At 67.9% G+C, this 22,231-nt stretch carries 19 protein-coding genes and 1 tRNA gene; 13 read left to right on the top strand and 7 right to left on the bottom strand.

Annotated features, from left to right (window positions below; genetic code table 11):
• Window position 1 precedes the first annotated feature (1 nt).
• Entirely contained in the window at window positions 2-355 is a 354-nt protein-coding gene (locus ABIN76_RS02260) for a TraR/DksA C4-type zinc finger protein (RefSeq protein ID WP_346958096.1), read from the bottom strand.
• A 164-nt stretch (window positions 356-519) separates the two neighbouring features.
• On the opposite strand from ABIN76_RS02260, the gene ABIN76_RS02255 reads away from it, so the two are divergent.
• From ABIN76_RS02255 to ABIN76_RS02245, 3 genes are all read left to right on the top strand, one after another.
• Window positions 520-1,062: a hemerythrin domain-containing protein gene (locus ABIN76_RS02255; protein WP_346958095.1), complete on the top strand. Its 543-nt coding sequence runs from the start codon at window positions 520-522 to the stop codon at window positions 1,060-1,062.
• A gap of 7 nt (window positions 1,063-1,069) precedes the next feature.
• Window positions 1,070-3,346, top strand: coding sequence for a 4-alpha-glucanotransferase (gene malQ, locus ABIN76_RS02250; RefSeq protein WP_346958094.1), 2,277 nt, complete (start codon window positions 1,070-1,072; stop codon window positions 3,344-3,346).
• A 589-nt stretch (window positions 3,347-3,935) separates the two neighbouring features.
• Window positions 3,936-4,568 carry a GNAT family protein gene (locus ABIN76_RS02245; RefSeq protein WP_346958093.1) on the top strand — a complete coding sequence of 211 codons (633 nt, stop codon included), beginning with the start codon at window positions 3,936-3,938 and terminating at the stop codon, window positions 4,566-4,568.
• Between the two features lie 177 nt (window positions 4,569-4,745).
• Here ABIN76_RS02245 and ABIN76_RS02240 read toward each other — a convergent pair whose 3' ends face one another.
• Together ABIN76_RS02240 and ABIN76_RS02235 are read right to left on the bottom strand one after the other, a co-directional pair.
• On the bottom strand, window positions 4,746-5,222 hold the full coding sequence (locus ABIN76_RS02240) for a hypothetical protein (RefSeq protein ID WP_346958092.1): 477 nt from the start codon (window positions 5,220-5,222) through the stop codon (window positions 4,746-4,748).
• A 186-nt stretch (window positions 5,223-5,408) separates the two neighbouring features.
• Window positions 5,409-5,491, bottom strand: a tRNA-Leu gene (locus ABIN76_RS02235).
• A gap of 151 nt (window positions 5,492-5,642) precedes the next feature.
• Between ABIN76_RS02235 and ABIN76_RS02230 the strand changes: the two genes are divergently transcribed.
• A complete protein-coding gene (locus ABIN76_RS02230) occupies window positions 5,643-6,947 on the top strand; it encodes a M20/M25/M40 family metallo-hydrolase (protein WP_346958091.1) in 1,305 nt (434 codons plus the stop codon).
• 31 nt (window positions 6,948-6,978) lie between these two features.
• A complete protein-coding gene (locus ABIN76_RS02225; protein ID WP_346958336.1) occupies window positions 6,979-8,139 on the top strand; it encodes an acyl-CoA dehydrogenase family protein in 1,161 nt (386 codons plus the stop codon).
• Here the strand turns inward: ABIN76_RS02225 and ABIN76_RS02220 are convergent.
• Window positions 8,136-8,369, bottom strand: coding sequence for a DUF5703 family protein (locus ABIN76_RS02220; RefSeq protein ID WP_346958090.1), 234 nt, complete (start codon window positions 8,367-8,369; stop codon window positions 8,136-8,138). The two genes, ABIN76_RS02225 and ABIN76_RS02220, sit on opposite strands and share 4 nt — an antisense overlap.
• 39 nt (window positions 8,370-8,408) lie before the next feature.
• Here ABIN76_RS02220 and ABIN76_RS02215 point away from each other — a divergent pair, with 39 nt between their 5' ends.
• Complete coding sequence (locus tag ABIN76_RS02215; RefSeq protein WP_346958089.1) at window positions 8,409-8,678, top strand: hypothetical protein; 270 nt, start codon at window positions 8,409-8,411, stop codon at window positions 8,676-8,678.
• A gap of 293 nt (window positions 8,679-8,971) precedes the next feature.
• Complete coding sequence (locus ABIN76_RS02210) at window positions 8,972-11,407, top strand: DUF2156 domain-containing protein (protein WP_346958088.1); 2,436 nt, start codon at window positions 8,972-8,974, stop codon at window positions 11,405-11,407.
• Between the two features lie 67 nt (window positions 11,408-11,474).
• Here the strand turns inward: ABIN76_RS02210 and ABIN76_RS02205 are convergent, their stop codons facing one another.
• The gene (locus ABIN76_RS02205) at window positions 11,475-12,794 is read right to left on the bottom strand and encodes an alpha/beta hydrolase-fold protein (RefSeq protein ID WP_346958087.1); all 1,320 of its coding nucleotides are present in this window, start codon (window positions 12,792-12,794) and stop codon (window positions 11,475-11,477) included.
• A 62-nt stretch (window positions 12,795-12,856) separates the two neighbouring features.
• A complete protein-coding gene (locus tag ABIN76_RS02200; RefSeq protein ID WP_346958086.1) occupies window positions 12,857-13,792 on the bottom strand; it encodes an aldo/keto reductase in 936 nt (311 codons plus the stop codon).
• A 51-nt stretch (window positions 13,793-13,843) separates the two neighbouring features.
• Between ABIN76_RS02200 and ABIN76_RS02195 the strand changes: the two genes are divergently transcribed.
• Window positions 13,844-14,677: an undecaprenyl-diphosphate phosphatase gene (locus ABIN76_RS02195; protein WP_346958085.1), complete on the top strand. Its 834-nt coding sequence runs from the start codon at window positions 13,844-13,846 to the stop codon at window positions 14,675-14,677.
• Between the two features lie 15 nt (window positions 14,678-14,692).
• Entirely contained in the window at window positions 14,693-15,982 is a 1,290-nt protein-coding gene (gene mshC, locus ABIN76_RS02190; protein ID WP_346958084.1) for a cysteine--1-D-myo-inosityl 2-amino-2-deoxy-alpha-D-glucopyranoside ligase, read from the top strand.
• A 118-nt stretch (window positions 15,983-16,100) separates the two neighbouring features.
• Here the strand turns inward: mshC and ABIN76_RS02185 are convergent, their stop codons facing one another.
• Window positions 16,101-17,006, bottom strand: a complete 906-nt coding sequence (locus ABIN76_RS02185) for a PAC2 family protein (protein WP_346958083.1) — start codon at window positions 17,004-17,006, stop codon at window positions 16,101-16,103.
• 121 nt (window positions 17,007-17,127) lie between these two features.
• On the opposite strand from ABIN76_RS02185, the gene ABIN76_RS02180 reads away from it, so the two are divergent.
• The 4 genes from ABIN76_RS02180 to arc all read left to right on the top strand — a co-directional run bounded on the left by ABIN76_RS02180 (window position 17,128) and on the right by arc (window position 22,227).
• Window positions 17,128-17,874, top strand: coding sequence for an HAD family phosphatase (locus tag ABIN76_RS02180; protein ID WP_346958082.1), 747 nt, complete (start codon window positions 17,128-17,130; stop codon window positions 17,872-17,874).
• On the top strand, window positions 17,867-19,096 hold the full coding sequence (locus tag ABIN76_RS02175) for a site-2 protease family protein (protein WP_346958081.1): 1,230 nt from the start codon (window positions 17,867-17,869) through the stop codon (window positions 19,094-19,096). Before ABIN76_RS02180 ends, ABIN76_RS02175 begins: the two co-directional genes overlap by 8 nt.
• Window positions 19,097-19,206: 110 nt before the next feature.
• The gene (locus tag ABIN76_RS02170) at window positions 19,207-20,331 is read left to right on the top strand and encodes a tRNA (adenine-N1)-methyltransferase (protein WP_346958080.1); all 1,125 of its coding nucleotides are present in this window, start codon (window positions 19,207-19,209) and stop codon (window positions 20,329-20,331) included.
• Window positions 20,332-20,412: 81 nt separating this feature from the next.
• Window positions 20,413-22,227, top strand: a complete 1,815-nt coding sequence (gene arc, locus ABIN76_RS02165) for a proteasome ATPase (RefSeq protein ID WP_346958335.1) — start codon at window positions 20,413-20,415, stop codon at window positions 22,225-22,227.
• The last annotated feature ends 4 nt before the right edge of the window (window positions 22,228-22,231 follow it).

Below are 22,231 nucleotides of genomic sequence, written 5' to 3'. Positions count from 1 at the left end.
GTCAGGCGCGCCCGGCGCTGTGCCGGATGCAGTAGGGCGTCCACGGCCTGGCTTCCAGCCGGCCCTCGGCGATGGGCTCGCCGCAGACTTCGCAGATCCCGTAGCTGCCGGCGTCGATGCGGGCCAGCGCCGCCTCGATGTGGGTGAGCCCCGCCCTGCTCTGTTCCAGCAGCGCGGTCGCCTGGGAGAGTTCGAAGGCGATCGTCGCGCCCTCCGGATCGTGTTCGTCGTCGACGTTGGAGTCCTGCCGCGCGGCGTTCACTGAGGTGATGTCCTTGCGGAGGGCGGGCAGCAGGGCAAGTTTCCGGTCGCGCTCCTCGGTGAGGAGGACCCGGAAACGTTCGACGTCAACCATAAGATACAAGGCTAGCGCGGCGGGCTGTGCGGCGGCGAAACGCTCCCGGCCGCCGAGCATCGCGGCACGGACCGGGAGAGCGTGCGCCGGGCCGAAAGGCCTGTTGCCGGGAGCCGGACCGGACGTACAGTGGGACCAGAATCCCGCCCAGCCAGGGAGATGCCATGCAGACGCCGGTTCCCAAGAACGCCGAGGACGAAGCCCGGGCGCTCGCTGCCGTACAGACCCACCACGCGGGGATGCTCAAACGGCTTGATGCGCTGGTCACCGCGCTCACCCATGCGGTGCGGGCAGATGATGCCGCAGCGGAGCACGACGCTCACGAGGTGCTGGTCGAATGGTGCGAGACCGAACTGGTCCCGCACGCGCTCGCCGAGGAGGGGCCGCTGTACGGCGGCGCCGGTGACGCCCCGGAGGGCCGGCTGCTGGTAGCGGGGATGCTCGCTGAACACCAGGTGATCGTTGGGCTCGTCGAACGGCTCCGGGCCGCGCAGGGGGTCGACGCCGCCGTCGCCGCCGGCGCGATCGGCGAGGTGTTCACCCTGCACCTGGACAAGGAGAACCGCCTCTTGATGCCGTTCATCGTGGCGTCGCCCGGGCTCAGCCTGGCCGAGTCCGTCGCCGGGCTGCACGAACTGGTGGGAGAGGCCCACCTCCACGCCATCCAGCACAGCGCCGAGCCGCCGGCACGCCCGGTCGACGGCTGACGCGCCCATGACGGACGGCAGCGAGCCGCGCGACGCCGGACCGGGACCGGCGGACGACGCCGACGCCCTGCTGCGTGAACTGGCGGCGGTCCACCGGGTGGGAACCTCTTACTGGGGCTGGGACGGGGTGGAACGCGCGGTGGCCGGCAGCACCCTGCGCCGGGTCCTCACTGCCCTGGGCATAGCCACCGATGGCGCGGGGCAGCTGCGGGCTTCCCTGGCCGAGGCTGAGGTGGCTCACTGGCGGCGGCTCCTGCCGCCCATTGTGGTGGCACGTGAGGGGTCCGCGGTCACTTTCCACGTCCACGTGCCGCATGGCAGCCACGTCAGCGTATGGGTCGTCACGGAGGACGGAACGCGGCGCGAGGCCCGGCAACTGGAGAACTGGGAGGCGCCCCGCGACGTCGACGGTGTCCTCACCGGGCGGGCGAGCTTCGGTATCCCGGACGGTCTGGCGCTGGGCTGGCATAACATCCTGGCCGACGGGGCCGGCACCCGCGCCGAGTGTCCCCTTGTGGTCACCCCGCAGCGGCTGCGGACCACCGAGGCGTTGGCGGGCCGCCGCAGCTGGGGACTCACGGCCCAGCTCTACTCCGTCAGGTCCGCGCGGTCCTGGGGGATTGGCGACTTCGCCGATCTGGCCGACCTCGCCGTGGTGGCAGGGGCCGAGGGGGCGGGCTTCGTCCTGGTCAATCCGCTGCACGCCGCGGAGCCACGTCCGCCGGTGGAGGACTCGCCGTACCTGCCCACCACCCGTCGCTTCTTCAACCCGTTGTACATCCGGGTGGAGGAGATCCCGGAGTACGCCTACCTGGCCCCGCAGTCCCTGGCCGAAACCGAGCGGCTGGCGTCCCGCCTGCGCGCCGCCAACCGGGAGTCGGCGCTGCTGGACCGCAACTCCAGTTATCAGGCGAAGCTGGACGCGCTCGAGCTCGTGTTCCGGGTCCGTCGGGGCCCGGCGCGCTCACGCCGCTTCAGCGATTTCTGCCGTGACCAGGGGCAGGGGCTCGACGACTTCGCCCTGTGGTCGGCTCTCGCGGAGTCCCTCGGCCCGTCGGCCCGCGACTGGGACGACGTCGCGTCCTCACCGGACACCGGGTACGCCACGGCGCAACGGGCGGCGCTCGCGGACCGCATCGAGTTCCACCGCTGGCTGCAGTGGATCTGCGACCAACAACTCGAATCGGCACAGGACGCTGCTCGGCGGTCCGGCATGGACATCGGGATCGTGCACGATCTGGCGGTCGGTGTGAAGCTCGGCGGCGCCGACGCCTGGGCGCTCGGCGGCGTCCTCGCGCAGGGCGTGACGGTGGGCGCGCCGCCGGACATGTTCAACCAGCAGGGCCAGAACTGGACACAGCCTCCGTGGCACCCGGGGAAGCTGGCCGAGTCCGGCTACGCCGCCTACCGGGACATGCTGCGGACCGTACTGCGCCATGCCGGCGGAATCCGGGTGGACCACGTCCTGGGCCTGTTCCGGCTCTGGTGGATTCCGGAGGGCGCCGGGCCGGGCGAGGGCACTTACGTGTACTACGACCACGAAGCCTTGGTCGGCATCCTGGCCCTCGAAGCACAGCACGCCGGTGCCATTGTCATCGGCGAGGACCTCGGCGTCTTCGAGCCCTGGGTCCGGGACTACCTGGCGGAACGCGGGATCTTCGGCACCTCGATCCTGTGGTTCGAACACGACGATGACGGCCCGCTGGCGCCGGAACGCTACCGGCAACAATGCCTGACCAGCGTCAATACCCATGACCTGCCGCCCACCGCGGGCTACCTGGCCGGCGCACATGTAACCCTGCGGGAGTCCCTCGGATTGCTGCGGCGTCCGGTGGCAGAAGAACGTGCCGCCGACGCCGCGGACCAGGACGCGGTGCTGGCGCTGGTGCGGCAACACGGACTGCTGCCGGCGGCGGGAGCCGCAGGGGAGCAGGCCACAGTGGAGGCGCTGTACGAGTTCACGGCCCTTACGCCGTCGTCCCTGCTGGGAGTGGCGCTGGTGGATGCTGTGGGGGAGACCCGCACCCAGAACCAGCCGGGCACCAGCACCGAATACCCCAACTGGTGCATACCGCTCGCCGGGCCGGACGGCGTCGTCCTCATCGAGGAGCTGCCGGACAACGCCAGGTTCCATACCCTCCTCGGCACCGTCCAGCAGGCCCTGCACCGCGGTGCCCGGACGGAGGAAGCTGATGAGGCGAGCCCCGAGGATGGCCGGGGCGGCACCGGCGCGGGGAATATCCGGCGCCGTCACGGGAACGGCGGGCGCGGCGACGAGTTATAGCCTCGCGGTGATCGGCGGCGTTCCCTACGGCTCAACCCGGCAGGGGGAACCCGCTGGAGCGGCTTGCCCCTGTCCGTTCGGTCTTCTTCCCGGTCCCCGGCCGCGCCCTCGAAATGGAAGTCGTTCTACGGTCCCTCGGGCACTGTCTCGAACCTGAGCCGGGTGACCATCGAGGGTGCTTCCACCGCTAACGAATGGGTTCGCCTCAACGTCGTTTCCGGCTATGAAGTACTCCAGATCCAGCGTGTCCCCTACATTTAGCGGATGGTCTCAAACCGGCCTTGCGGGTTCGGCGAGGAGGACATCCGTGGGCTGGAATCTCGCTGACGCGATTTCCGCGCCGGTTCCGGGCGGACGCACCTTGGGCCCGGGGTGCGTCGGTCCGATTCCGCAGCGTTTTTGGAAACCGCCGCGGGGCCCCGACACGGCCTTACGCCCTCGGCGTGGACCCCCGTGGTGCCGCCCGCCAGCGTGTCGTTGCGGGGTGGGGCACCGGGGTGATAATTTCTGTTGCCGCCGCATATTTGCGGACAACGACGGCTCCCGGATTTCCCGCTCCGACGCATCCCCGCGCACCAGAAAGGCCGCAATGGCGCTGCTCCTTCCCGACACTTTGCCGACCCTTCAAACGGTCACCGGCAGGTTTGTCCTGGCACCATTCACGCCGCTCGACGTCGAGCCGCTGGCCCGGCTGCTGGGCCGCGACGAAATCTGGTCCCAAGGCTTCAGCGACAGTGAGGCCCGGCCTGCCGGCGAGGCGGACCTGACGGCGTTCGTGGAGCGGCGCTTCGCAGGGCTGCAGGTCTTCTCGGTGTACCAGAAGCTCCCGCTGGGACAGTCCCGCTTCATCGGTACCACCGGCATCACCGAACACGACGACGGGACCGAGCGGGTGAAGATCGGCCGCACCGTGCTGGACCCGGACTTCTGGGGGGCGAAGGTGAACCACGAGGTGAAAATCAGCCTGCTTGACTGGTTATTCTCCTGCGGGGCTGGCCGGATCGAATGCGATGTGGATGCCCGCAACCAGCGGTCGCTGTCCTCGCTGGCGCGCTTCGGCTTCACGGCCGAGGGAACCCGGCGCCGGTCCTCCCGGAACGCCGACGGCCTCTGGCGCGACTTCGTCATCTTGTCGCTGCTGACCGAGGAGTGGCCGGTCCTGCGGCCCCGCGCGCTGGCCTCGCTGGCCGGCCACATGCCCGCCGGGCTGCTCGCCGTTTAGGTTCTCCCGGCCGGCACGTGGAAACGGCCGGAGCCCAGCTCCAGCGGCCAGTAAGGCCTGCTGTTCCGGCGGCAAGCTGGTTTCAAGCGGCCAGTAAGGCCTGCTGTTCCGGCGGCAAGCTGGTTTCAACGGTCACGAAAGGCCGGACTCGAGGTGTGGACACATCACCGCCGGCGCTTACTCGCGCCGGTAGCTTTGCTCTGAGAGGTGAAGTATGTCACCGACGGGCGTTTCTTCCAGGTACCACGAAAAGGACTGGATGGACTTGTCCTCGCCGAAGAACGTCGCGGTGGAGCCGTTGAAGGCGGCTTTTCCTTTATAGATGGGTGCGCCCTCACGGGCCGTGTCCCACAAGACGTAGCCCGCCTCCTTCGTCAGCATCAGGTGGCGGCTTGAATCTTTGCCCACCCCGCCAATCCAGGAACCTTCCAAGCCGTCCGGCAACATCGACGTCGGCGACTGCGGTGGCGGGACCGGGGGCACGGGGGCCACCGCGGACGATGACAGTGGAGCCTGAGGTGACCCGGACGGGTTACCGCCATCGCCCACAATCTTCGGACCGGCGAAAATCAAAGTCAGCACAGTGCCTACAAGGGCAAAGCCGCCGGTGATCCAAGCAGCCTTCGTAGCGGAGTCTTTGCCGGACTGATCCATGGTGCCTCCTGGCCTCAGCCCCCTGTTACAGATTGGTACCGAGTGCGGCTGGGTGTCAACGCCGCAAGCGCTACCCGGCGATTGATAGGCCGGGAGCGAGGTGAAAGGCGGGCATCACCTGACCCGCCCGGCGAGAAAACAAAAATGCCCCGGAATCCATGAAGGATTCCAGGGCATTTCCTGTTGTGCGCGGAGGGGGACTTGAACCCCCACCCCCTTTCGAGGACTAGCACCTCAAGCTAGCGCGTCTGCCATTCCGCCACCCGCGCAGGTGGTATTTCCGGGAAGAAATTCGCCTTTCAGCGTTTTGCTTTTCTCGGAAGCAGCGAGAAAGACTCTAGCACGAAGATTCCGGAAACAAATAATCGGGGCCAGTGGGTAGGCTGAAGCCAGCACTGAGCCACTGCCACGAGGAGCGATATGACTGACGTTCGGCCCGAAGATGAGGTTGTCCGGATCTGCCAGGAACTGATCCGGATCGACACGTCCAACTACGGTGACGGTTCCGGGCCGGGGGAGCGGGCGGCGGCCGAATACACCGCCGGCCTCATCACGGAGGTCGGGCTGGACGCCGAAATCTTCGAGTCGGCGCCGGGCCGGGCGAATGTTGTCACCCGGCTCGCCGGTGAGGACCCATCGGCCAGCGCCCTCGTGGTCCACGGCCACCTCGACGTCGTCCCTGCGCTGCGCGAGCAGTGGTCCGTGGACCCCTTCGGGGCCGAACTCAAGGACGGCCTGATCTGGGGCCGCGGCGCCGTGGACATGAAGGACATGGACGCCATGATCCTCTCGGTCCTGCGGGACTTCGCGCGCACGGGCCGTAAACCCAAGCGTGACCTGATCTTCGCCTTCTTCGCCGACGAGGAGGCCGGCGGCAAGTACGGCGCCGGGTACGCCGTCGAACACCGTCGCGAACTCTTCGATGGCGCCACCGAAGCGATCTCCGAGGTGGGCGGATTCTCTGCCACCATCGGCGGCCAGCGCACCTACCTCCTGCAGACCGCCGAGAAGGGGCTGTCCTGGCTCCGACTGGTGGCCCACGGCCGCGCAGGCCACGGCTCCCAGATCAACACGGACAACGCGGTGACCCGGCTGGCCAGCGCCGTCTCGAGGATCGGCGAATACCGCTGGCCGGTGGAGCTGACGCCCACCACCCGGCAGTTCCTCGACGGCGTCACCGAACTCACCGGCGTCGAATTCGACCCAGACGACCCGGACAAGATCCTGAAGGAGCTCGGCACCGTGGCCCGCTTCGTCGGCGCCACACTGCAAAACACCACCAACCCCACCCTGCTCAAGGGCGGCTACAAGCACAACGTGATCCCGGAATCGGCCGAGGCCTTGGTGGACTGCCGCACTCTGCCGGGACAGCAGGAGCAGGTCCTCGAGATCGTCCGGGAACTGGCCGGCACCGGCGTGGACGTCAGCTACGTCCACCAGGACGTCTCGCTCGAAGTCCCGTTCGCCGGCAACCTGGTGGACTCCATGATCGACGCGCTCCACTCCGAGGATCCCGGCGCGAAGGTCCTGCCCTACACGCTCTCCGGCGGCACGGACAACAAAGCCCTGAGCCGGCTCGGCATCACCGGCTACGGCTTCGCCCCGCTGATGCTCCCGGACGAGCTGGACTTCACCGGCATGTTCCACGGAGTGGACGAGCGGGTGCCGGCCGACTCTCTGAAGTTCGGCGCACGCGTGCTGAACACCCTGCTGAGCAACTACTGAGCGGCACCTACGAGGAATGGCCCCCACCGACATGACGCCCGACGACATCCTGCCCGACGCGCTGCTGGAGCGGATCCGCGGCCGCGCAGCCGGCTACGACCGCGACAACGCGTTCTTCACCGAGGACCTCCGGGACCTCACCGCCGCCGGATACCTGAAGATCTTCGTCCCGGTGTCCGAGGGCGGCCTGGGCCTGGGACTCGCCGGTGCCGCGCAGTTGCAGCGGCGGCTGGCGACGGCGGCCCCCGCCACCGCGCTGGCGATCAACATGCACCTGGTCTGGACCGGCGTCGCACACGTGCTCGCCGCCCGGGGCGACTCCGCGCTGGACTTCGTCCTGAAGGAGGCGGCGCAGGGTGAGATTTTCGCGTTCGGCAACTCCGAGGCAGGCAACGATTCCGTGCTCTTCGACTCGCGGACCGAGGCGACACCCCTGCCGGACGGAAGCTATGGCTTCACCGGCCGGAAGATCTTCACCAGCCTCTCGCCGGCCTGGACGCGGCTGGGCATTTTCGGCAAGGACGCAACGGCCCGGGACGGCGACGGCGAACTGGTGCACGGCTTCATCGACCGCGAGACTCCCGGCTACGAAATCCTGTCCGACTGGGACACCCTGGGCATGCGGGCCAGCCAGTCGAACACCACGGTCCTGGAAGGGGCCGTGGTGCCGCCGGAGCGGATCTTCCGCAAACTTCCCGTCGGCCCCAACGCGGACCCGCTGATTTTCGCCATCTTCGCCTGCTTCGAGACGCTGCTGGCCGCGGTATACACGGGGATCGGAGAACGGGCGCTGCAGCTCGGCGTCGAAGCGGTCAAGCGCCGCACCTCGTTCAAGAACGGCGGACGCAGCTACGCACAGGACCCGGACATCCGCTGGAAAGTCGCAGAAGCGGCCATGGCGATGGACGCGCTCTACCCGCAGCTCGCCGCGGTAGCGGCCGACGTCGATGCCCTCGCCGGGCACGGCGGGCAGTGGTTTCCTAAGCTGGTCGGGGTGAAGGTGAACGCCACCGAAACGTCGCGCAGGGTGGTCGACCTGGCGATCAGGGTCTCCGGCGGATCCAGCTATTTCCGCGGTTCCGAACTCGAACGCCTCTACCGGGACGTGTTGGCCGGCATGTTCCATCCCTCCGACGACGAATCGGCGCACAACACGGTCGCCAATGCCTGGCTCGGCCCGCTGGAGTCCTAAACCGTCCGCTGGACCTGGATGACTTTCCGGCGGAGCCAGAAGCGCCGCCCGCCGCCCACGTAGAGGACACTGCGTTCGAGTTCCCACTTGCCGTACTCCGAGTGCGCGGCGAGGAGGCGGCGCGCCTCGGGCAGCGAATCTTCAGGACTGACCGTCAGCACGAGGTACTCGTACTGACGTGCGTAGTCCCGTTCCCGACGGACCGAGCTGCTCAGAAATTGTTCCTTCATTGCTCTCCATTTTCGTCTTTTTCGGGCTAACGTGAAGTCATGAGCATCGATCCGCGTGTCGCGCTTCAGTCCCTTACCTCCGCGCTGGAAGAACATTTGGCCGCTGCTGCGGCGCGGCGCGGGGACGGGGATCCCGCGGTCGAAGCGGCGTTTTTCGCCGTCGCCGATGCCTTTGAAGTCTACGATGACTCGCTTTATGAAGCGTATGGCGAGGTGACCCCGCTTGAGGTCATCGATGAAGAAGATGACGACGACGATAGCGAAGACGTCGACGACGAGGAAGACCTCGAACTGCTCCAGGACAACTAAGGAACTCCCCAGCTTCCGGGCGTATCCTGACCACGGTTGCTGCGGGACGCCGCCAGGCTTCCCGTCAGTTGCCGGGTTTCGGAAAGGTTCGGAGGTTGTCGTTGGCTGCACCATGGCGCCGTGGCAGCCTGCCCGGGGCAGGCGTCAGCGAAACCGCCCCGACGGTGAATTCTGTTGCCGCGGAGGCCCCGGCTGCGGTGCCTGCGCCCGGCAACGCCTTTCGGGATAGCCGGCCGGTCCGGCTGCTCAGGCGTTGGGGCCGGAGTATCTGCAGGATCCCGTTGGCGCTGTCCATGGTGTTGCTGCTGTGGGCAGTTGGAATTTTCACCGGCTCCGTGATCTCCGGGCCTCCGGCCGGGCTCCGGACCGCAGTGACCGCGGACCCGGACTTGCTGGTGCGCGGCCCATGGTGGCCAGTGTTCACCTCCGCGCTCTTTCCCGGACCGTTCGCCTCCTATGTCCTGGCGACAGCCGTCATCCTGGGGTGCGTCGGCCTGGCCGAAACAACCTTGGGAATCGGCCGGGCCGCCCTCGCCTTCCTCGCCGGACACCTCGGGGCGCTGCTCCTGTATTTCGCGGTGGCCGATCTCGGGGCTGCCGTCGGCAGCGAATGGCTGTCCGCTTTGCGCCATCCCGGGCCGATGGGGCCGTTCGCCGCGTCCCTGGCCTCCGTGATGGCCGCTAGCCCGCGGATCAGCGCCCTCTGGCGCCGAAGAATCCGGTCGGTGGGCATCGCCGTGACGGTGATGCTCCTGCTCTATATCGGGCATCCGCAAAACCTCCACACCCTGCTGGGTGTGGTCTCCGGGCTCGGCATCGGTGTGGTGATGGGCGGCAGGCACGGCGGCGGCCGCTTGACCCATTCCACCAGCCGGGAAGTCAGGGCACTGCTGTCCATGGTGGTGGCAGTTTTCGCGGCCGGACCGGTGCTGGCCAGTCTGGCGAAGGCACCCTCGGGGCCACTGGCCGTGCTCAGGAACCTGATTGTCAACCCGCTCCCCACTATCAACGATCTGCAGGCCAGCTGCTCGGCCGCGGTCGACCTTTCCTGCCTTCAGATCATCCACAGCCCGGGGCTGCGCGGCCCGGGCGGGGAGGCCCTGGCCCTGGTTCCCCTGGTGCTCCTGCTGGTCTGCGCGGAGGGGCTGCGCCGGGGAAACCGCGCCGCCCTGTGGGTGACGATTTCCGTCCAGTTGGTCATTGGTGTCCTGTCCGCCGTCTACCTGCAGCTTTTCGCCCAGTTCGGACGGTCCGTGCGGAGCGGGTCACGGCTGCTCTCGGTGGACTCGGGCGTTGCGGAGGTCCTCCCCGTAGTGCTGGTGCCGTTGCTGATAGCGGCGGCGCTGTTCGCCGCCCGGAGGCACTTCAACGTCGACGCCGACCCGGTCCTGGGCCGCCGTTCGCTGATCCTCCTGGCTGGCGTTTTCGCCCTGTTCGTTACGGGATACGTGGTGGCGTGGTTCGCCGAGGACAACTACTACCACCGGGCCGGGCTGCTGGCCCTGTTGGCCACCCTGCCGCGGATGTTCCTGCCGTATCCGTTCTCGTTCCGGTACTCGGTCTCGGTCTACCCGCACGGAGTGTGGTCGCCGCTGATCTTCAGTTATGGCGGCGCCGTGTTCTGGTTCATCTGCCTGGTCAGCATCCTCGCCATGTTCGTCAGCCGGAAACTCCGGGACCTCCGTGCGGACAGCGGCATCTCGCTGGCCCGGCGGCTGGTACGCCAGGGCGGCGGCTCGCTGTCCTGGATGGCGCTCTGGCCCAACAACCAATACTGGTTCAACGACGCCGAGACGGTGGGCATCGCCTACCAGATCCACTACAACGTGGCGCTGACAGTCGGCGGGCCCTTCGGCAAACCCGAGGACTTCGAACCGGCCGTTGAGGCCTTCACGGCGTTCTGTGCTCAACAGTCGCTCTCGCCGTGCTGGTACTCCGTTACGGACGAACACTGGCCGCAGCTCCGGGACCTCGGGTTCAGCCGGGTGAGGGTGGCTGAGGAAACCCTGCTGCCGCTGGACACGATCGAGTTCAAAGGCAGTCAGTGGCAGGGAGTCCGCACGGCCCTGAACAAAGCCAGGAAGCTGGCCGTTGAGGCCAGGTGGTGTACCTACGCCGAGCTCACAGGTTCACTGCGGACCCAGGTACACGAAATCTCCGAGGCGTGGGTCTCCGAGAAGACCCTGCCGGAGATGGGGTTCACCCTGGGCGGCCTCGAGGAACTCAAGGACGAGAACGTGCTGCTGTGTCTGGCGGTGGATTCCGCCGGTAAGGTCCACGGTGTGACCAGTTGGCTGCCGGTGTTCAAGGACGGAGCCGTCGCCGGCCGCACGCTCGATTTCATGCGCCGGAGCCCGGACGGCTTCAAGGGCGTGATGGAGTTCCTGATTGCCTCCGCCGTGCTGCATTTCGACGGAACCATGGACCAGATTTCCTTGTCCGGCTCGCCGCTGGCGCCGCCCCACGGCGGTGACGCGGCACCCGAATCCACCGACGGCGCCGCGGTCGGCCGCTTCCTTGACTGGCTGGGCGCGGTGCTGGAACCGGTGTACGGTTTCCGGTCGCTGGCGGCGTTCAAACAGCGCTTCCACCCCCGGCACCGGACTCTCTACATGATGTACCACGACCCTCTGGCGCTCCCGGTCATCGGCCGGGCGCTCACCGAGGCGTACATGCCCACCATGTCCCTCCGGCATACGGCCAGACTGGTCCGCGGCGTTATCGGGTGACGGCCGCCGTTGCCGCAGGAGGGCTGGCGGCCGCCGGCGCCGGGTCCTGCGGTCCCGCGGCGGCAGTTTAGCCGGTGACGCCCAGACGGCCCATCAGCCAGTCCATGTTCTTCTCGACGCCGTATTTCCAGGCTGTCCAGGCATGTCCGCCGGGTGCTTCCTGGAACTGGACGTTGATGCCTGCGCTCCTCATGGCCTGGTAGACCTGAACGCCCTGGGGCCGGTAGAAAGAATCCGCGGCGCCGACGGAGATGATCCCGGCGGTACCCGGATACGCGCGGGTCTTGATGACGTCGAGAGCGTTCTGCTTCTTGAATTCGGCGACGCTGCCGCCAAAGTATTCCTGCAGGAGCACCTGGTGTCCCTGCCTGATGGTCGGCTGGTTTTCGCCGGAACTGTCGATGAAGGTGGGGTACACCCCCGGGTAGTTGATGGCCAGCTGCATCGCGCAGGTCCCGCCGTAAGAGAACCCGCCTACCGCCCACTGGCTGCTGGAGTGCCGGCCGGCCCCGAACGTCGCCTTGACCCAGTTCGGCACGTCCCGGCTCAGGTACGTTCCGGCCTGCCCCTGCTTGCTGTTCAGGCACAGCGGCGGGTAATTGGCTCCCTTCCCGCCGGCGTCGGGCATCACCACGATCGGCGCCAGCCCCTTGTGCGAGGACGCATAATCGTCCATGAACTGGGCGATCCGGCCGTTGCGCAGCCAGTTGGAGGGTTCACCCGGGACGCCGTGGATGAGGACCAGGACCGGCAGGTCGGCCCGGGGGGTGGCCAGGTATGCCGGGGGGAGATACACAAAGGCTGCGGAGGACACCTGATGGGAGAGCGGCGCCGGGATCAACGCTCGGACCACGGTCCCCGAACCCGGCATGCCCGCCGGCGCCGTCCAGTTCGACAGCGTGGTCGGTGGTTGTCCCTGGCGCGGCTGCGGGTCCCGCCGTTCCTGGCTCTTGAACTGGTCCAGGGTTTCAATCTTGACGCCCGTATCCCCGAAAACGGAACCCAGGGTGGGGTAGTACTCGAAGTTCTGGTTAATCAGCGACCCTGAGGCCAGGACGACGACGAGCGCTGCGGGCAGCACGGCGACGCGCGCCGTCAGCCGGCGCAGGTCCTGGATCTTCGGCACAACCAGGAGCAATGCCAGGATGCCGAGGCCGGCGTAGACGTAGACACGTTTGGGCAAGGGCGCGCCCCAGAGGTTCCACACCCGCTCGGTTAACAGCCAGGCGAGGGCGCTGAGAACCACTGCGGCCACGGCCGCGGCCGGAACCCGCCTCCTCAGATGCCGTCGGTGGCCCCAGACCAGCCAGGCCAGGGCCGCCGCCGCCAGAAGGTAGAGGACCACAGGCACGACGCCGGTTGTGATCGCAAGGTTCTGCAGGTTCATGGCCCCAGATTAGGACCGCTACCCGGGAGTCCGCCCGGAAACGGCAGAAAGATTGGCCACGATCAGGACGGGCTCGAGACATCCTCCAGTGCGGTGGCGATTTCGGGCGGCAGCGGCGCCAGCACCGCGTCCATGATTTCCTTCAGCTGGACCGGCGTCCGAGCGCCCACCACGGCTGTAGCGACCCCGTGCTGGGACAGCAGCCAGCTCAGCGAGACGTCCAGCGCGGTGCGTCCCAGTCCCTTGGCCGCCATGGCCACCGCCTCTACCACGCTGGAGGCGGCCCCTTCGAGATAGGGCTCCACGTAGCCGGCCAGTTTTTGCTGCGCGGCCCGGGAATCGGCGGGAATATGGCCGCGGTACTTGCCCGTCAGGACGCCGCGTCCCAGCGGGCCCCACGCCATCAGGCCCAGCCCCGCATCTTCGATGGCCGGGATCAGCTCGTCCTCGGCCTTGCGCTGCAGCAAGGAGTACTCGGCCTGGCAGGCCACCAGCGGGAAGCCCGCCACGGCGGCGGCCTTGGCCGTCTGCCAGCCGTTGAAGTTGGAGACTCCGGCGTAGCGTGCCCGGCCGGAGCGGACAGCGAATTCCAGGGCGGAGAGAGTTTCTTCCAGCGGCACGTTCGGATCCCAGGCCTGGGCGAACCAGAGGTCCACGTAGTCGGTGCCGAGGCGGGCCAGGCTGGCGTCCAGGCCGGAGAGCATCCCGTTGCGGGAGGTGTCGACGCTGCGCCGCCCGCCCGACGTCGTCAGGCCGGCTTTGGTGGAGATCACCACTTCGGAGCGGGCGACGACGTCGCCGAGCATTCCGCCGAGCATGACCTCCGCCCCGCCGCCGGCGTAGGACGCCGCGGTGTCAATCAGTGTGCCGCCCCCGTCGACAAAAGCCCGGAGCAGCCCGGCGGCATCCTGTTCATCGGTCTCACCGGCCCACGACATAGTGCCAAGGGAAAGGGACGAGACACGCAACCCACTGTTGCCGACATAACGCTGCTGCATGCCTGCAAGCTTACGATGCTTCGGAACCTCCATAACGTAGGGTCTATAAACGTGAACTGGTTAGAAGCGGCCTTTCTGGGCCTTGTGCAGGGACTGACAGAATTCCTCCCGATTTCCTCCAGCGCCCATCTGCGGATCGTGGGGGCGTTCCTGCCGAACGCAGCCGACCCCGGGGCCGCCTTCACCGCCATCACCCAGCTGGGTACGGAAACTGCGGTGATTGTCTACTTCTGGCGCGACATCGTCCGGATTGTCCGGGCCTGGTTCGGCTCGCTCACCGGCAAGGTGTCCCGGCAGGACCCGGATGCCCGGATGGGCTGGCTCGTGATCCTGGGCAGCCTGCCCATCATCGTCCTTGGCCTGCTCTTCCAGGACCAGATCGAATCGGTCCTCCGCAGCCTGTGGATTGTCGCCACCACCCTGATCGTCTTCGGCATGATCCTCGCCGTCGCCGACGCCGTCGGCCGCCAGGAACGTGACCTGACCAAACTCAGCTACAAGCACGGCATCCTCTACGGGCTCGCGCAGGCGATGGCCCTCATCCCCGGGGTGTCCCGCTCCGGGGGCACCATCACCGCCGGCCTGCTGATGGGATACACCCGGGAGGCCGCCGCCCGCTACTCGTTCCTGCTCGCGATCCCTGCCGTGTTCGGCAGTGGCCTGTACCAGCTCTACAAGGTGGTTTCCAAGGACGGGATCACCGGACCCTACGGCCTGCCCGAGACCGGCCTGGCCACCGCCATTGCCTTCGTGGTGGGCTACCTCATCATCGGCTGGTTCCTCAAGTACGTCTCCACCCGCAGCTACCGGCTCTTCGTCTGGTACCGCATCTTCCTGGGCCTGGCGCTGTACCTGCTGCTCGGTTTCAATGTCATCAGCGCCTAGCACTAGGCTTGGGTTGTGAAATCCTGGATCTCCCGCCCTGTTCCCCAGCTCCCGGGCAGCATGCCCGCGCTTCGCCTTTTTGACACCGCCAAGGGCGGCCTCGTCACCCTCGAGGCGACGGGGGAACAGTCCATGTACGTATGCGGCATCACCCCGTACGACGCCACGCACATGGGCCACGCGGCCAGCTACGTCGCCTTTGACCTGCTCAACCGGGCCTGGCGCGACGGGCGCCAGCGGGTCGCCTACGTGCAGAACGTGACCGACGTCGATGATCCCCTGCTGGAGCGTGCGACGGCGACCGGCGTGGACTGGCGTGAGCTCGCCGCCAGCCAGATCGAGCTGTTCCAGACCGACATGGAAGCGCTCAACGTGCTGGCCCCGGACAACTACGTGGGCGCCGTCGAGGCCGTGCCGCTGATTGTGCCGGCGATCGAATCCCTCCTGAAGCGGGGGCTGGCCTACCGGGTGTCCGGCACCGCCGGCGAGCCCGACGGTGATGTCTACTACGACGTCGAGGCCGCCGGAAAGCATTCCGCCGAGGCGCGGGACGCCTGGACGCTGGGTTCCATCTCCGGGCTCTCGGATGCCGAAATGCTGGAACTGTTTGCCGAGCGCGGCGGCGACCCCGGCCGGGCCGGGAAGCGCCAGGCCCTGGACCCGCTGCTCTGGCGGGTGGCCCGGGAGGGCGAGCCCAGCTGGCCCGGCGGGGAACTGGGGGAGGGGCGCCCCGGCTGGCACATTGAATGCACCGTGATCGCGCAAAAATACCTGCCCGCACCGTTTACGGTGCAGGGCGGCGGGTCCGACCTGGTCTTCCCGCACCACGAGATGGGTGCAGGGCACGCGTACTCGCTGACCGGCGTTCCGCTGGCCAAACATTTCGCGCACGCCGGCATGGTGGGCCTTGAGGGCGAAAAGATGAGCAAGTCCAAGGGCAACCTCGTCCTCGTCTCCAAGCTCCGTGCCGCCGGCGAAGAACCCGGCGCGATCCGGCTGGCCATCCTGGCCCACCACTACCGCAGCGACTGGTCCTGGACCGAGGAGGGCTTCGCCGAGGCTAAAGACCGGCTCCGCACCTGGCGGGCCGCCCTCCAGACCGCCCCGGCAGGCTCGGCCGGACCGCTCGTCGCAGAACTGCGGGCTGCGCTCTCGGACGACCTCAACGCCCCGCGCGCCCTCGCAGCCGTAGACGCCTGGGCCGCGGCAGCGCTGGCGGACGGATCAGCAGAGGGTGCCGCTTCGGCCGCCGACGCGGCACTGGTGAGCGACGCCGTCGACGCGCTGCTCGGCGTCGAACTCTAAGTCCGGCGGCCCGCCAGCAGGCGGGCGACACGAAAAAGCGCTGGCGACACCCGGATTTCCGGTGTCGCCAGCGCTTTTGCGTCGCGCCGGGCAGCATGCGCCTCCCCGGGCTGCAGCCCTAGGGTTTGTCCTTGCCGCGGCGCTTAAGGTAGCGCTCAAACTCGCGGGCGATCGACTCGCCGCTGGCCTCGGGCAGGTCCGCGGTGTCCTTGGCTTCCTCGAGCTGGCGGACGTAGGCGGCGATCTCCGGGTCCTCGGTGGCGAGTTCGTCCACACCGCGTTCCCACGCGTCCGCGTCCTCCACCAGTTCTTGCGTGTCCAACGGGACCTGCAGGAGCTCTTCGATTCGGTTCAGCAGGGCCAGCTGGGCCTTGGGCGAGGGCGCCTGGGCCACGTAGTGCGGGACGGCGGCCCAGAGCGAGACCGTGGGCAGCCCGGCCAGCAGGGCCACCTCCGCGAGGACCCCGACAATCCCCACGGGGCCCTCGTACTGGGATGCCTCCAGGTCCATCCGCTCCCGCAGCGCTGCGTCGTCAGTCGAGGCGCTGACCGGGATGGGGCGGCTGTGCGGCACATCCGCCAGCAACGCCCCGACCAGGATCACGTAGTCCACCTTCAACGCTTCGGCGTGCACCAGCAGTTCGGCCGTGTAGGCGCGCCACTTGTAGGACGGCTCGGTGCCCTGGACAAAGATGACATCCACGTTGGAACCGGGCACGCTGGCCTTGAAAATCCGGGTGGACGGCCACTTGATCTTCCGTTCACCGGATGCGGTGCGGCGGATCGTGGGGCGGGTGAACTGGAAGTCGTAGTACTCGTCAGCGTCAATTGAGCCCACCTTCTTGCCGCCCCAAAGCTTGTTCAGGTAGCGCAGCGCATCGCTCGCGGCTTCGCCGGCGTCGTTCCAGCCTTCGAAGGCCGCAAGCATTACGGTGATGCGCTGGCCCTCGGGCACGGGCTGCAGCAGCCGCTCCGGCTCGGGCGTGACGCCCGTTTCCGTGGTGTCTGGCTCGAAGCTATTCATGTGTTCACCCTACGTCCAAGTCCCGGGCGCGCGCAGGAAGGCACCCGTCCCGAGTACCCCGAAATTCGCCATCGGCGTAGCGTTGGATGCCGCGCCGGGCCCGCACCGTAGACTGAGGGACATGCGATCCACAGCCTCCCAGCCCCTGCTCAAAGCCGCGTTATGGGACATGGACGGCACCATCGTGGACACCGAACGGTACTGGATTGAAGCCGAACACGCCCTCGTGGCCGCGCACGGCGGACAGTGGTCGCATGAGAAGGCCATGCAACTCGTGGGCCAGTCGCTGGTCTACTCGGCCGGCATCCTGCAGGACGCCGGCGTGGCCCTGGAAGTGCGCGACATCATTGACACCCTCACCGGGCATGTCGTCAGCCTGGTCCGGGAGTCCGTGCCGTGGCGTCCCGGCGCACGCGAGCTGTTGGACGAGCTGCATACGGCAGGCGTGCGCTGCGCCCTGGTCACCATGTCCGAGGCGCCGCTGGCGCGGGAGATCGTTGCCAGCCTGCCCAAACCCTATTTCGAGTTCCTGGTGACCGGGGACACGGTCACGCAGGGCAAGCCGCACCCCGAGGCCTACCTGAAGGCCGTGGAACTCCTGCAACAGGAGGACCCCGACCTGGACCACCGGCACTGTGTGGCACTGGAAGACTCCGCCCCCGGGGTTGCCGCGGCCGTGGCCTCCGGCGTCCTCACCGTCGCCATCCCGCACATCGTCCCGCTGCCGGACGATCCGCGGCGCGCGACGTGGGAGACCCTGGCCGGGCGCACCGTCGCGGATCTTGAAGAACTCATCGCGCTCCGGCACGAAGCTGCCGGTGCAGGCCTGGCACAGGCCGCCGGCACCGGAGGGCGGGGCCTTGACTGAACCGTCGGCGCCGCGGCCGAAGCAGCAGCCGGAGGAACGTCCCTTTTCGCTTCGCGGCGGGATTCCGCTGGGCCGGATCGGCGGCATCCCCGTGGTGCTGGCCTACTCATGGTTCGCCATCGCGGCTTTCACAGTGATTGCCTACGGCCCGGTGCTGGCCCACAACGACCCCCGGCTGGGCGCCACCGCCTACCTCGTGGCGTTCGCTTATTCGGTGCTGCTGCTGATCTCCGTCCTGGTCCATGAGCTTGCCCACGCGCTCACCGCCCGGCTCTACCACTGGCCCACCCAGAAGATCGTCCTTAACTTGTGGGGCGGCCACACCCAGTTCGAAGAGTTCACCGCCTCGCCGGGCCGGTCCGTACTGGTTGCCATGGCCGGTCCCGCCGCCAACCTGATCCTCGCGGCCGGCGGCTGGCTGCTGGTCTCCGGCGGGCAGCTGGAGGGCGTGGCGGACACCCTGGCTAACATCTTCGTCTGGGCCAACCTGCTGATCGGCATCTTCAACGTGCTGCCCGGGCTGCCGCTGGACGGCGGCCGGTTGGTGGAATCCGCGGTCTGGAAGGCCACCGGCAGTCACGAGAAGGGCACCATCGCGGCAGGCTGGGCCGGCAGGATCATCGTGATCGCCCTCGCCGTCTGGTTCGTGGTCCTGCCCCTGCTCAGCGGCAACCGGCCGGACACCTCGCTGATGCTGATCACCCTCCTGGTGGGCAGCTTCCTCTGGATGGGTGCCAGCGCCTCGATCCAGCAGGCCCGCTACCGGAGCCGGCTGCACCTGGTAGACGCCGCCGCCCTCGCCGAGCCGGCGGTGGGCCTGCCGGACACCGCCTCCGTCCTGGACGTGCTGCGGCACTCGCCGCGCGGGGTTCCCGCCGTCGTGCTCTACGGCCCGGATCAACGGCCGTCCGCCGTCGTCGACGAAGCCGCCGCGGCGGACGTTCCCGCCGCACTGGCCGCCGCCACCCCGGCGACCGCCGTGTCCTATCCGCTGGCCGCGGGCGCGTACGTCAAGGAAGCCGACCGCGGCGCCGAACTGCTTGCCTACCTCGCCCAGCTCGAAGGATCGGACTACGCGGTGGTCAACGACGGCGGAACCGTCACGGGCCTGTTGCGCCAGCTGACCGTCCTCAACGCCCTGACCGGCAAGCAGCCGCCAAGTGCCGCCGGTTCACAGGCCGCCGGTTCACAGGCCGGCGGCGAGGGCCGTGATCAGGACTAGAACCGGTAGAGTTACCTGCCGGTCGTGAATTTCCCGGCCCAACGACGCGGGCCGGTGCCAGCCGCCACATCCGCGGCCACCAAAGCTTTACAGGAGCGAGGAAACATCTCATGAGCAGCGACACTGCCGCCAGCGGCACCCCCAACGGGGCCAGCACAGCCGCGGCGAGCACAGCCGCGAACAGCACCCCGGCGCCAGCCACTGCCACAGGCCCGGCAGCAGGCGCTGCGCCAGCCAACGCGCCGACCGGCGCGAACCGGCGCCGCGGGCCGTTCCGTGAAGGCGAGCGGGTGCAGCTCACGGACGAACGCGGCCGGATGAACACCATCAGCCTTGAGGCCGGCGGGGCGTTCCACACGCACCGCGGTTTCCTCAACCACGACGAAATCATCGGCAAGCCGGACGGCTCCGTCGTGGTCAACAACGTCGGCCAGCAGTACCAGACGCTCCGCCCGCTGCTCTCGGACTTCGTGCTCTCGATGCCGCGCGGCGCCGCCGTGGTGTACCCCAAGGACGCCGGCCAGATCGTCACCATGGCGGACATCTTCCCGGGCGCCCGGGTGGTCGAAGCCGGCGTCGGTTCCGGTGCGCTGTCCATTTCGCTGCTGCGCGCGGTCGGGGACAACGGCTACCTGCACTCGTTCGAACGGCGGGAGGAATTCGCCGACATCGCCCGCGGCAACGTCGAGACGATCTTCGGCGGCCCGCACCCGGCGTGGCAGATCAGCCTGGGCGATTTCCAGGACGAGGTCGTGCGCACCGAGGCTCCCGGCTCCGTGGACCGGGTGGTCCTGGACATGCTCGCGCCGTGGGAATGCCTCGACGCCGTCGCAACCGTGCTGGCCCCGGGCGGCGTGTGGATCAACTACGTCGCGACCGTCACCCAGCTGTCCCGCACCGCGGAGGCCATCCGCGCCGACGGCCGCTTCACCGAGCCGGACGCGTGGGAATCCATGGTCCGCGGCTGGCACCTCGAGGGGCTCGCCGTCCGCCCGGACCACCGGATGGTTGCGCACACCGGATTCCTGCTGGTCACCCGCCGGCTGGCCGACGGCGTGACCGGCATCTCCGTGAAGCGCCGGCCGTCCAAGACCGAATTCGACGCCGAAGACGTCAACGCCTGGACCCCCGGCGCCGTCGGCGAGCGGGCGGTCTCGGACAAGAAGCTGCGCCGGGCCGCCCGCGACGCGATCGCCGGCACCAACGTCAAGGACGACCCCGAGGTTACGAACTAGTCCGTATTTCGGAAGTCTTCGGCAGCACCCGCCGACTTGGGGCTATGGTCTTAATAGAAGTACTGAAGGGGCTGATGCATGATGGAGACTCCGAACACCGACCACGGCCGGACGCCGGCGGAGGACGAGGCCCAGGCGGCTGCCGCTGCCGCACGGGCGGAACGCGCGGGGGCAGCTGACGTCGACGGCTACGCCGCCAATGAGCTGTCCGTCGCCGAGCGCCAGGTGAATATCCTGCGCGACAAGCTCCGCCATATCGACCGCCAGCTGGCCGCGGCCACGCAGAACAACTCGAAGCTGGTCGGCATGCTGGAAACGGCCAAGGCCGAGATCCTGCGGCTGAAAAACGCCCTGGACCAGGAAGGCCAGCCGCCGTACAGCTTCGGCACCATCCTGCAGCTGAACCCGAAGCGCCACCCGGAGCCGGGCAGCAGCGGCCAGGCCGCCACCGAAGAGTCCGTGGACATCTTCAACGCCGGACGCAAAATGCGGGTGGGCATCAGCCCGCTGGTGAACATCAACCAGCTCGCCGTCGGGCAGGAAGTCCTGCTCAACGAGGCCCTGCTGGTGGTGGCCGGCCTCGGCTACGAACGCGCCGGCGATCTGGTCACGCTCAAGGAAATGCTGGGATCTGACCGCGCCCTGGTGGTGGGCCGCGCCGATGAGGAGCGGGTCATCCGGCTCTCCGGCGCACTCCTGGCGCAGAAACTGCGGGTAGGGGACGCGCTCTCGATCGATAGCCGCACGGGCTACGCGCTGGAGAAGATCCCGCGGTCCGAAGTCGAGAACCTTGTCCTCGAAGAAGTCCCGGACATCACCTACCAGGACATCGGCGGTCTGGGACCGCAAATCGAACAGATCCGTGACGCCGTCGAACTGCCGTTCCTGCACCCGGACCTGTACCGGGAACACGGTCTCAAGGCGCCCAAGGGCATCCTGCTCTACGGCCCGCCGGGCTGCGGCAAGACGCTTATCGCCAAGGCGGTGGCCAACTCGCTTGCGGCGCGGGCTGCCGAGCGCGCCGGCAAGACGGACATGAAGAGCTACTTCCTGAACATCAAGGGGCCCGAGCTCCTAGACAAATACGTGGGGGAAACCGAACGGCACATCCGGCTGATCTTCGCCCGGGCCCGTGAAAAGGCCTCCGAGGGCAGCCCCGTGGTGGTGTTCTTCGACGAGATGGACTCGCTGTTCCGCACCCGCGGCACCGGCATCTCCTCCGACGTCGAGACCACCATCGTGCCGCAGCTGCTCAGCGAGATCGACGGCGTGGAGCGGCTGGACAACGTGATCGTGATCGGCGCCTCCAACCGGGAGGACATGATCGATCCGGCCATCCTGCGGCCGGGCCGGCTGGACGTGAAGGTTAAAATCCAGCGCCCCGACGCTGAAGCCGCGGCGGACATCTTCAACAAGTACATCACCACGGACCTGCCCTTCCACGAGCAGGACCTGGCCGAGCACAACGGCGACATCCAGGCGACGGTGGACGCCATGATCCAGCGCACCGTGGAAGCCATGTACTCCACCGAGAAGTCCAACGAGTACCTTGAGGTCACCTACGCCAACGGCGACACCGAGATGCTCTACTTCAAGGACTTCAACTCCGGCGCCGTGGTGCAGAACGTAGTGGACCGCGCCAAGAAGTCCGCCATCAAGGACCTTCTTACCAGCGGGCAGAAGGGCCTGCGCATCGACCACCTGCTCCGGGCCGTGATCGACGAGTTCCGGGAGCACGAGGACATGCCCAACACCACCAACCCGGACGACTGGGCTCGGATTTCGGGAAAGAAGGGCGAACGCATCACGTACATCCGCACCATCGTCCAAGGCAAGGCCGGCCAGGAGCCCGGGAAGTCCATCGAGACGATGCCCAGCACGGGCCAGTACCTGTGACCGC

The sequence above is a fragment of the uncultured Arthrobacter sp. genome (assembly GCF_964021775.1).
Lineage (GTDB): Bacteria > Actinomycetota > Actinomycetes > Actinomycetales > Micrococcaceae > Arthrobacter.
The sequence above is the reverse complement of the archived record's forward strand: the minus strand, read 5'-3'. Positions and strand labels throughout refer to the sequence as shown.

Excerpts from the sequence above, each read along its gene's own strand:
- ABIN76_RS02260 (WP_346958096.1), bottom strand. The coding sequence starts at position 355 with ATGGTTGACGTCGAACGTTTCCGGGTCCTCCTCACCGAGGAGCGCGAC.
- ABIN76_RS02255 (WP_346958095.1), top strand. The coding sequence starts at position 520 with ATGCAGACGCCGGTTCCCAAGAACGCCGAGGACGAAGCCCGGGCGCTC.
- malQ (WP_346958094.1), top strand. The coding sequence starts at position 1,070 with ATGACGGACGGCAGCGAGCCGCGCGACGCCGGACCGGGACCGGCGGAC.
- ABIN76_RS02245 (WP_346958093.1), top strand. The coding sequence starts at position 3,936 with ATGGCGCTGCTCCTTCCCGACACTTTGCCGACCCTTCAAACGGTCACC.
- ABIN76_RS02240 (WP_346958092.1), bottom strand. The coding sequence starts at position 5,222 with ATGGATCAGTCCGGCAAAGACTCCGCTACGAAGGCTGCTTGGATCACC.
- ABIN76_RS02230 (WP_346958091.1), top strand. The coding sequence starts at position 5,643 with ATGACTGACGTTCGGCCCGAAGATGAGGTTGTCCGGATCTGCCAGGAA.
- ABIN76_RS02225 (WP_346958336.1), top strand. The coding sequence starts at position 6,979 with ATGACGCCCGACGACATCCTGCCCGACGCGCTGCTGGAGCGGATCCGC.
- ABIN76_RS02220 (WP_346958090.1), bottom strand. The coding sequence starts at position 8,369 with ATGAAGGAACAATTTCTGAGCAGCTCGGTCCGTCGGGAACGGGACTAC.
- ABIN76_RS02215 (WP_346958089.1), top strand. The coding sequence starts at position 8,409 with ATGAGCATCGATCCGCGTGTCGCGCTTCAGTCCCTTACCTCCGCGCTG.
- ABIN76_RS02210 (WP_346958088.1), top strand. The coding sequence starts at position 8,972 with ATGGTGTTGCTGCTGTGGGCAGTTGGAATTTTCACCGGCTCCGTGATC.
- ABIN76_RS02205 (WP_346958087.1), bottom strand. The coding sequence starts at position 12,794 with ATGAACCTGCAGAACCTTGCGATCACAACCGGCGTCGTGCCTGTGGTC.
- ABIN76_RS02200 (WP_346958086.1), bottom strand. The coding sequence starts at position 13,792 with ATGCAGCAGCGTTATGTCGGCAACAGTGGGTTGCGTGTCTCGTCCCTT.
- ABIN76_RS02185 (WP_346958083.1), bottom strand. The coding sequence starts at position 17,006 with ATGAATAGCTTCGAGCCAGACACCACGGAAACGGGCGTCACGCCCGAG.
- ABIN76_RS02180 (WP_346958082.1), top strand. The coding sequence starts at position 17,128 with ATGCGATCCACAGCCTCCCAGCCCCTGCTCAAAGCCGCGTTATGGGAC.
- ABIN76_RS02170 (WP_346958080.1), top strand. The coding sequence starts at position 19,207 with ATGAGCAGCGACACTGCCGCCAGCGGCACCCCCAACGGGGCCAGCACA.
- arc (WP_346958335.1), top strand. The coding sequence starts at position 20,413 with ATGGAGACTCCGAACACCGACCACGGCCGGACGCCGGCGGAGGACGAG.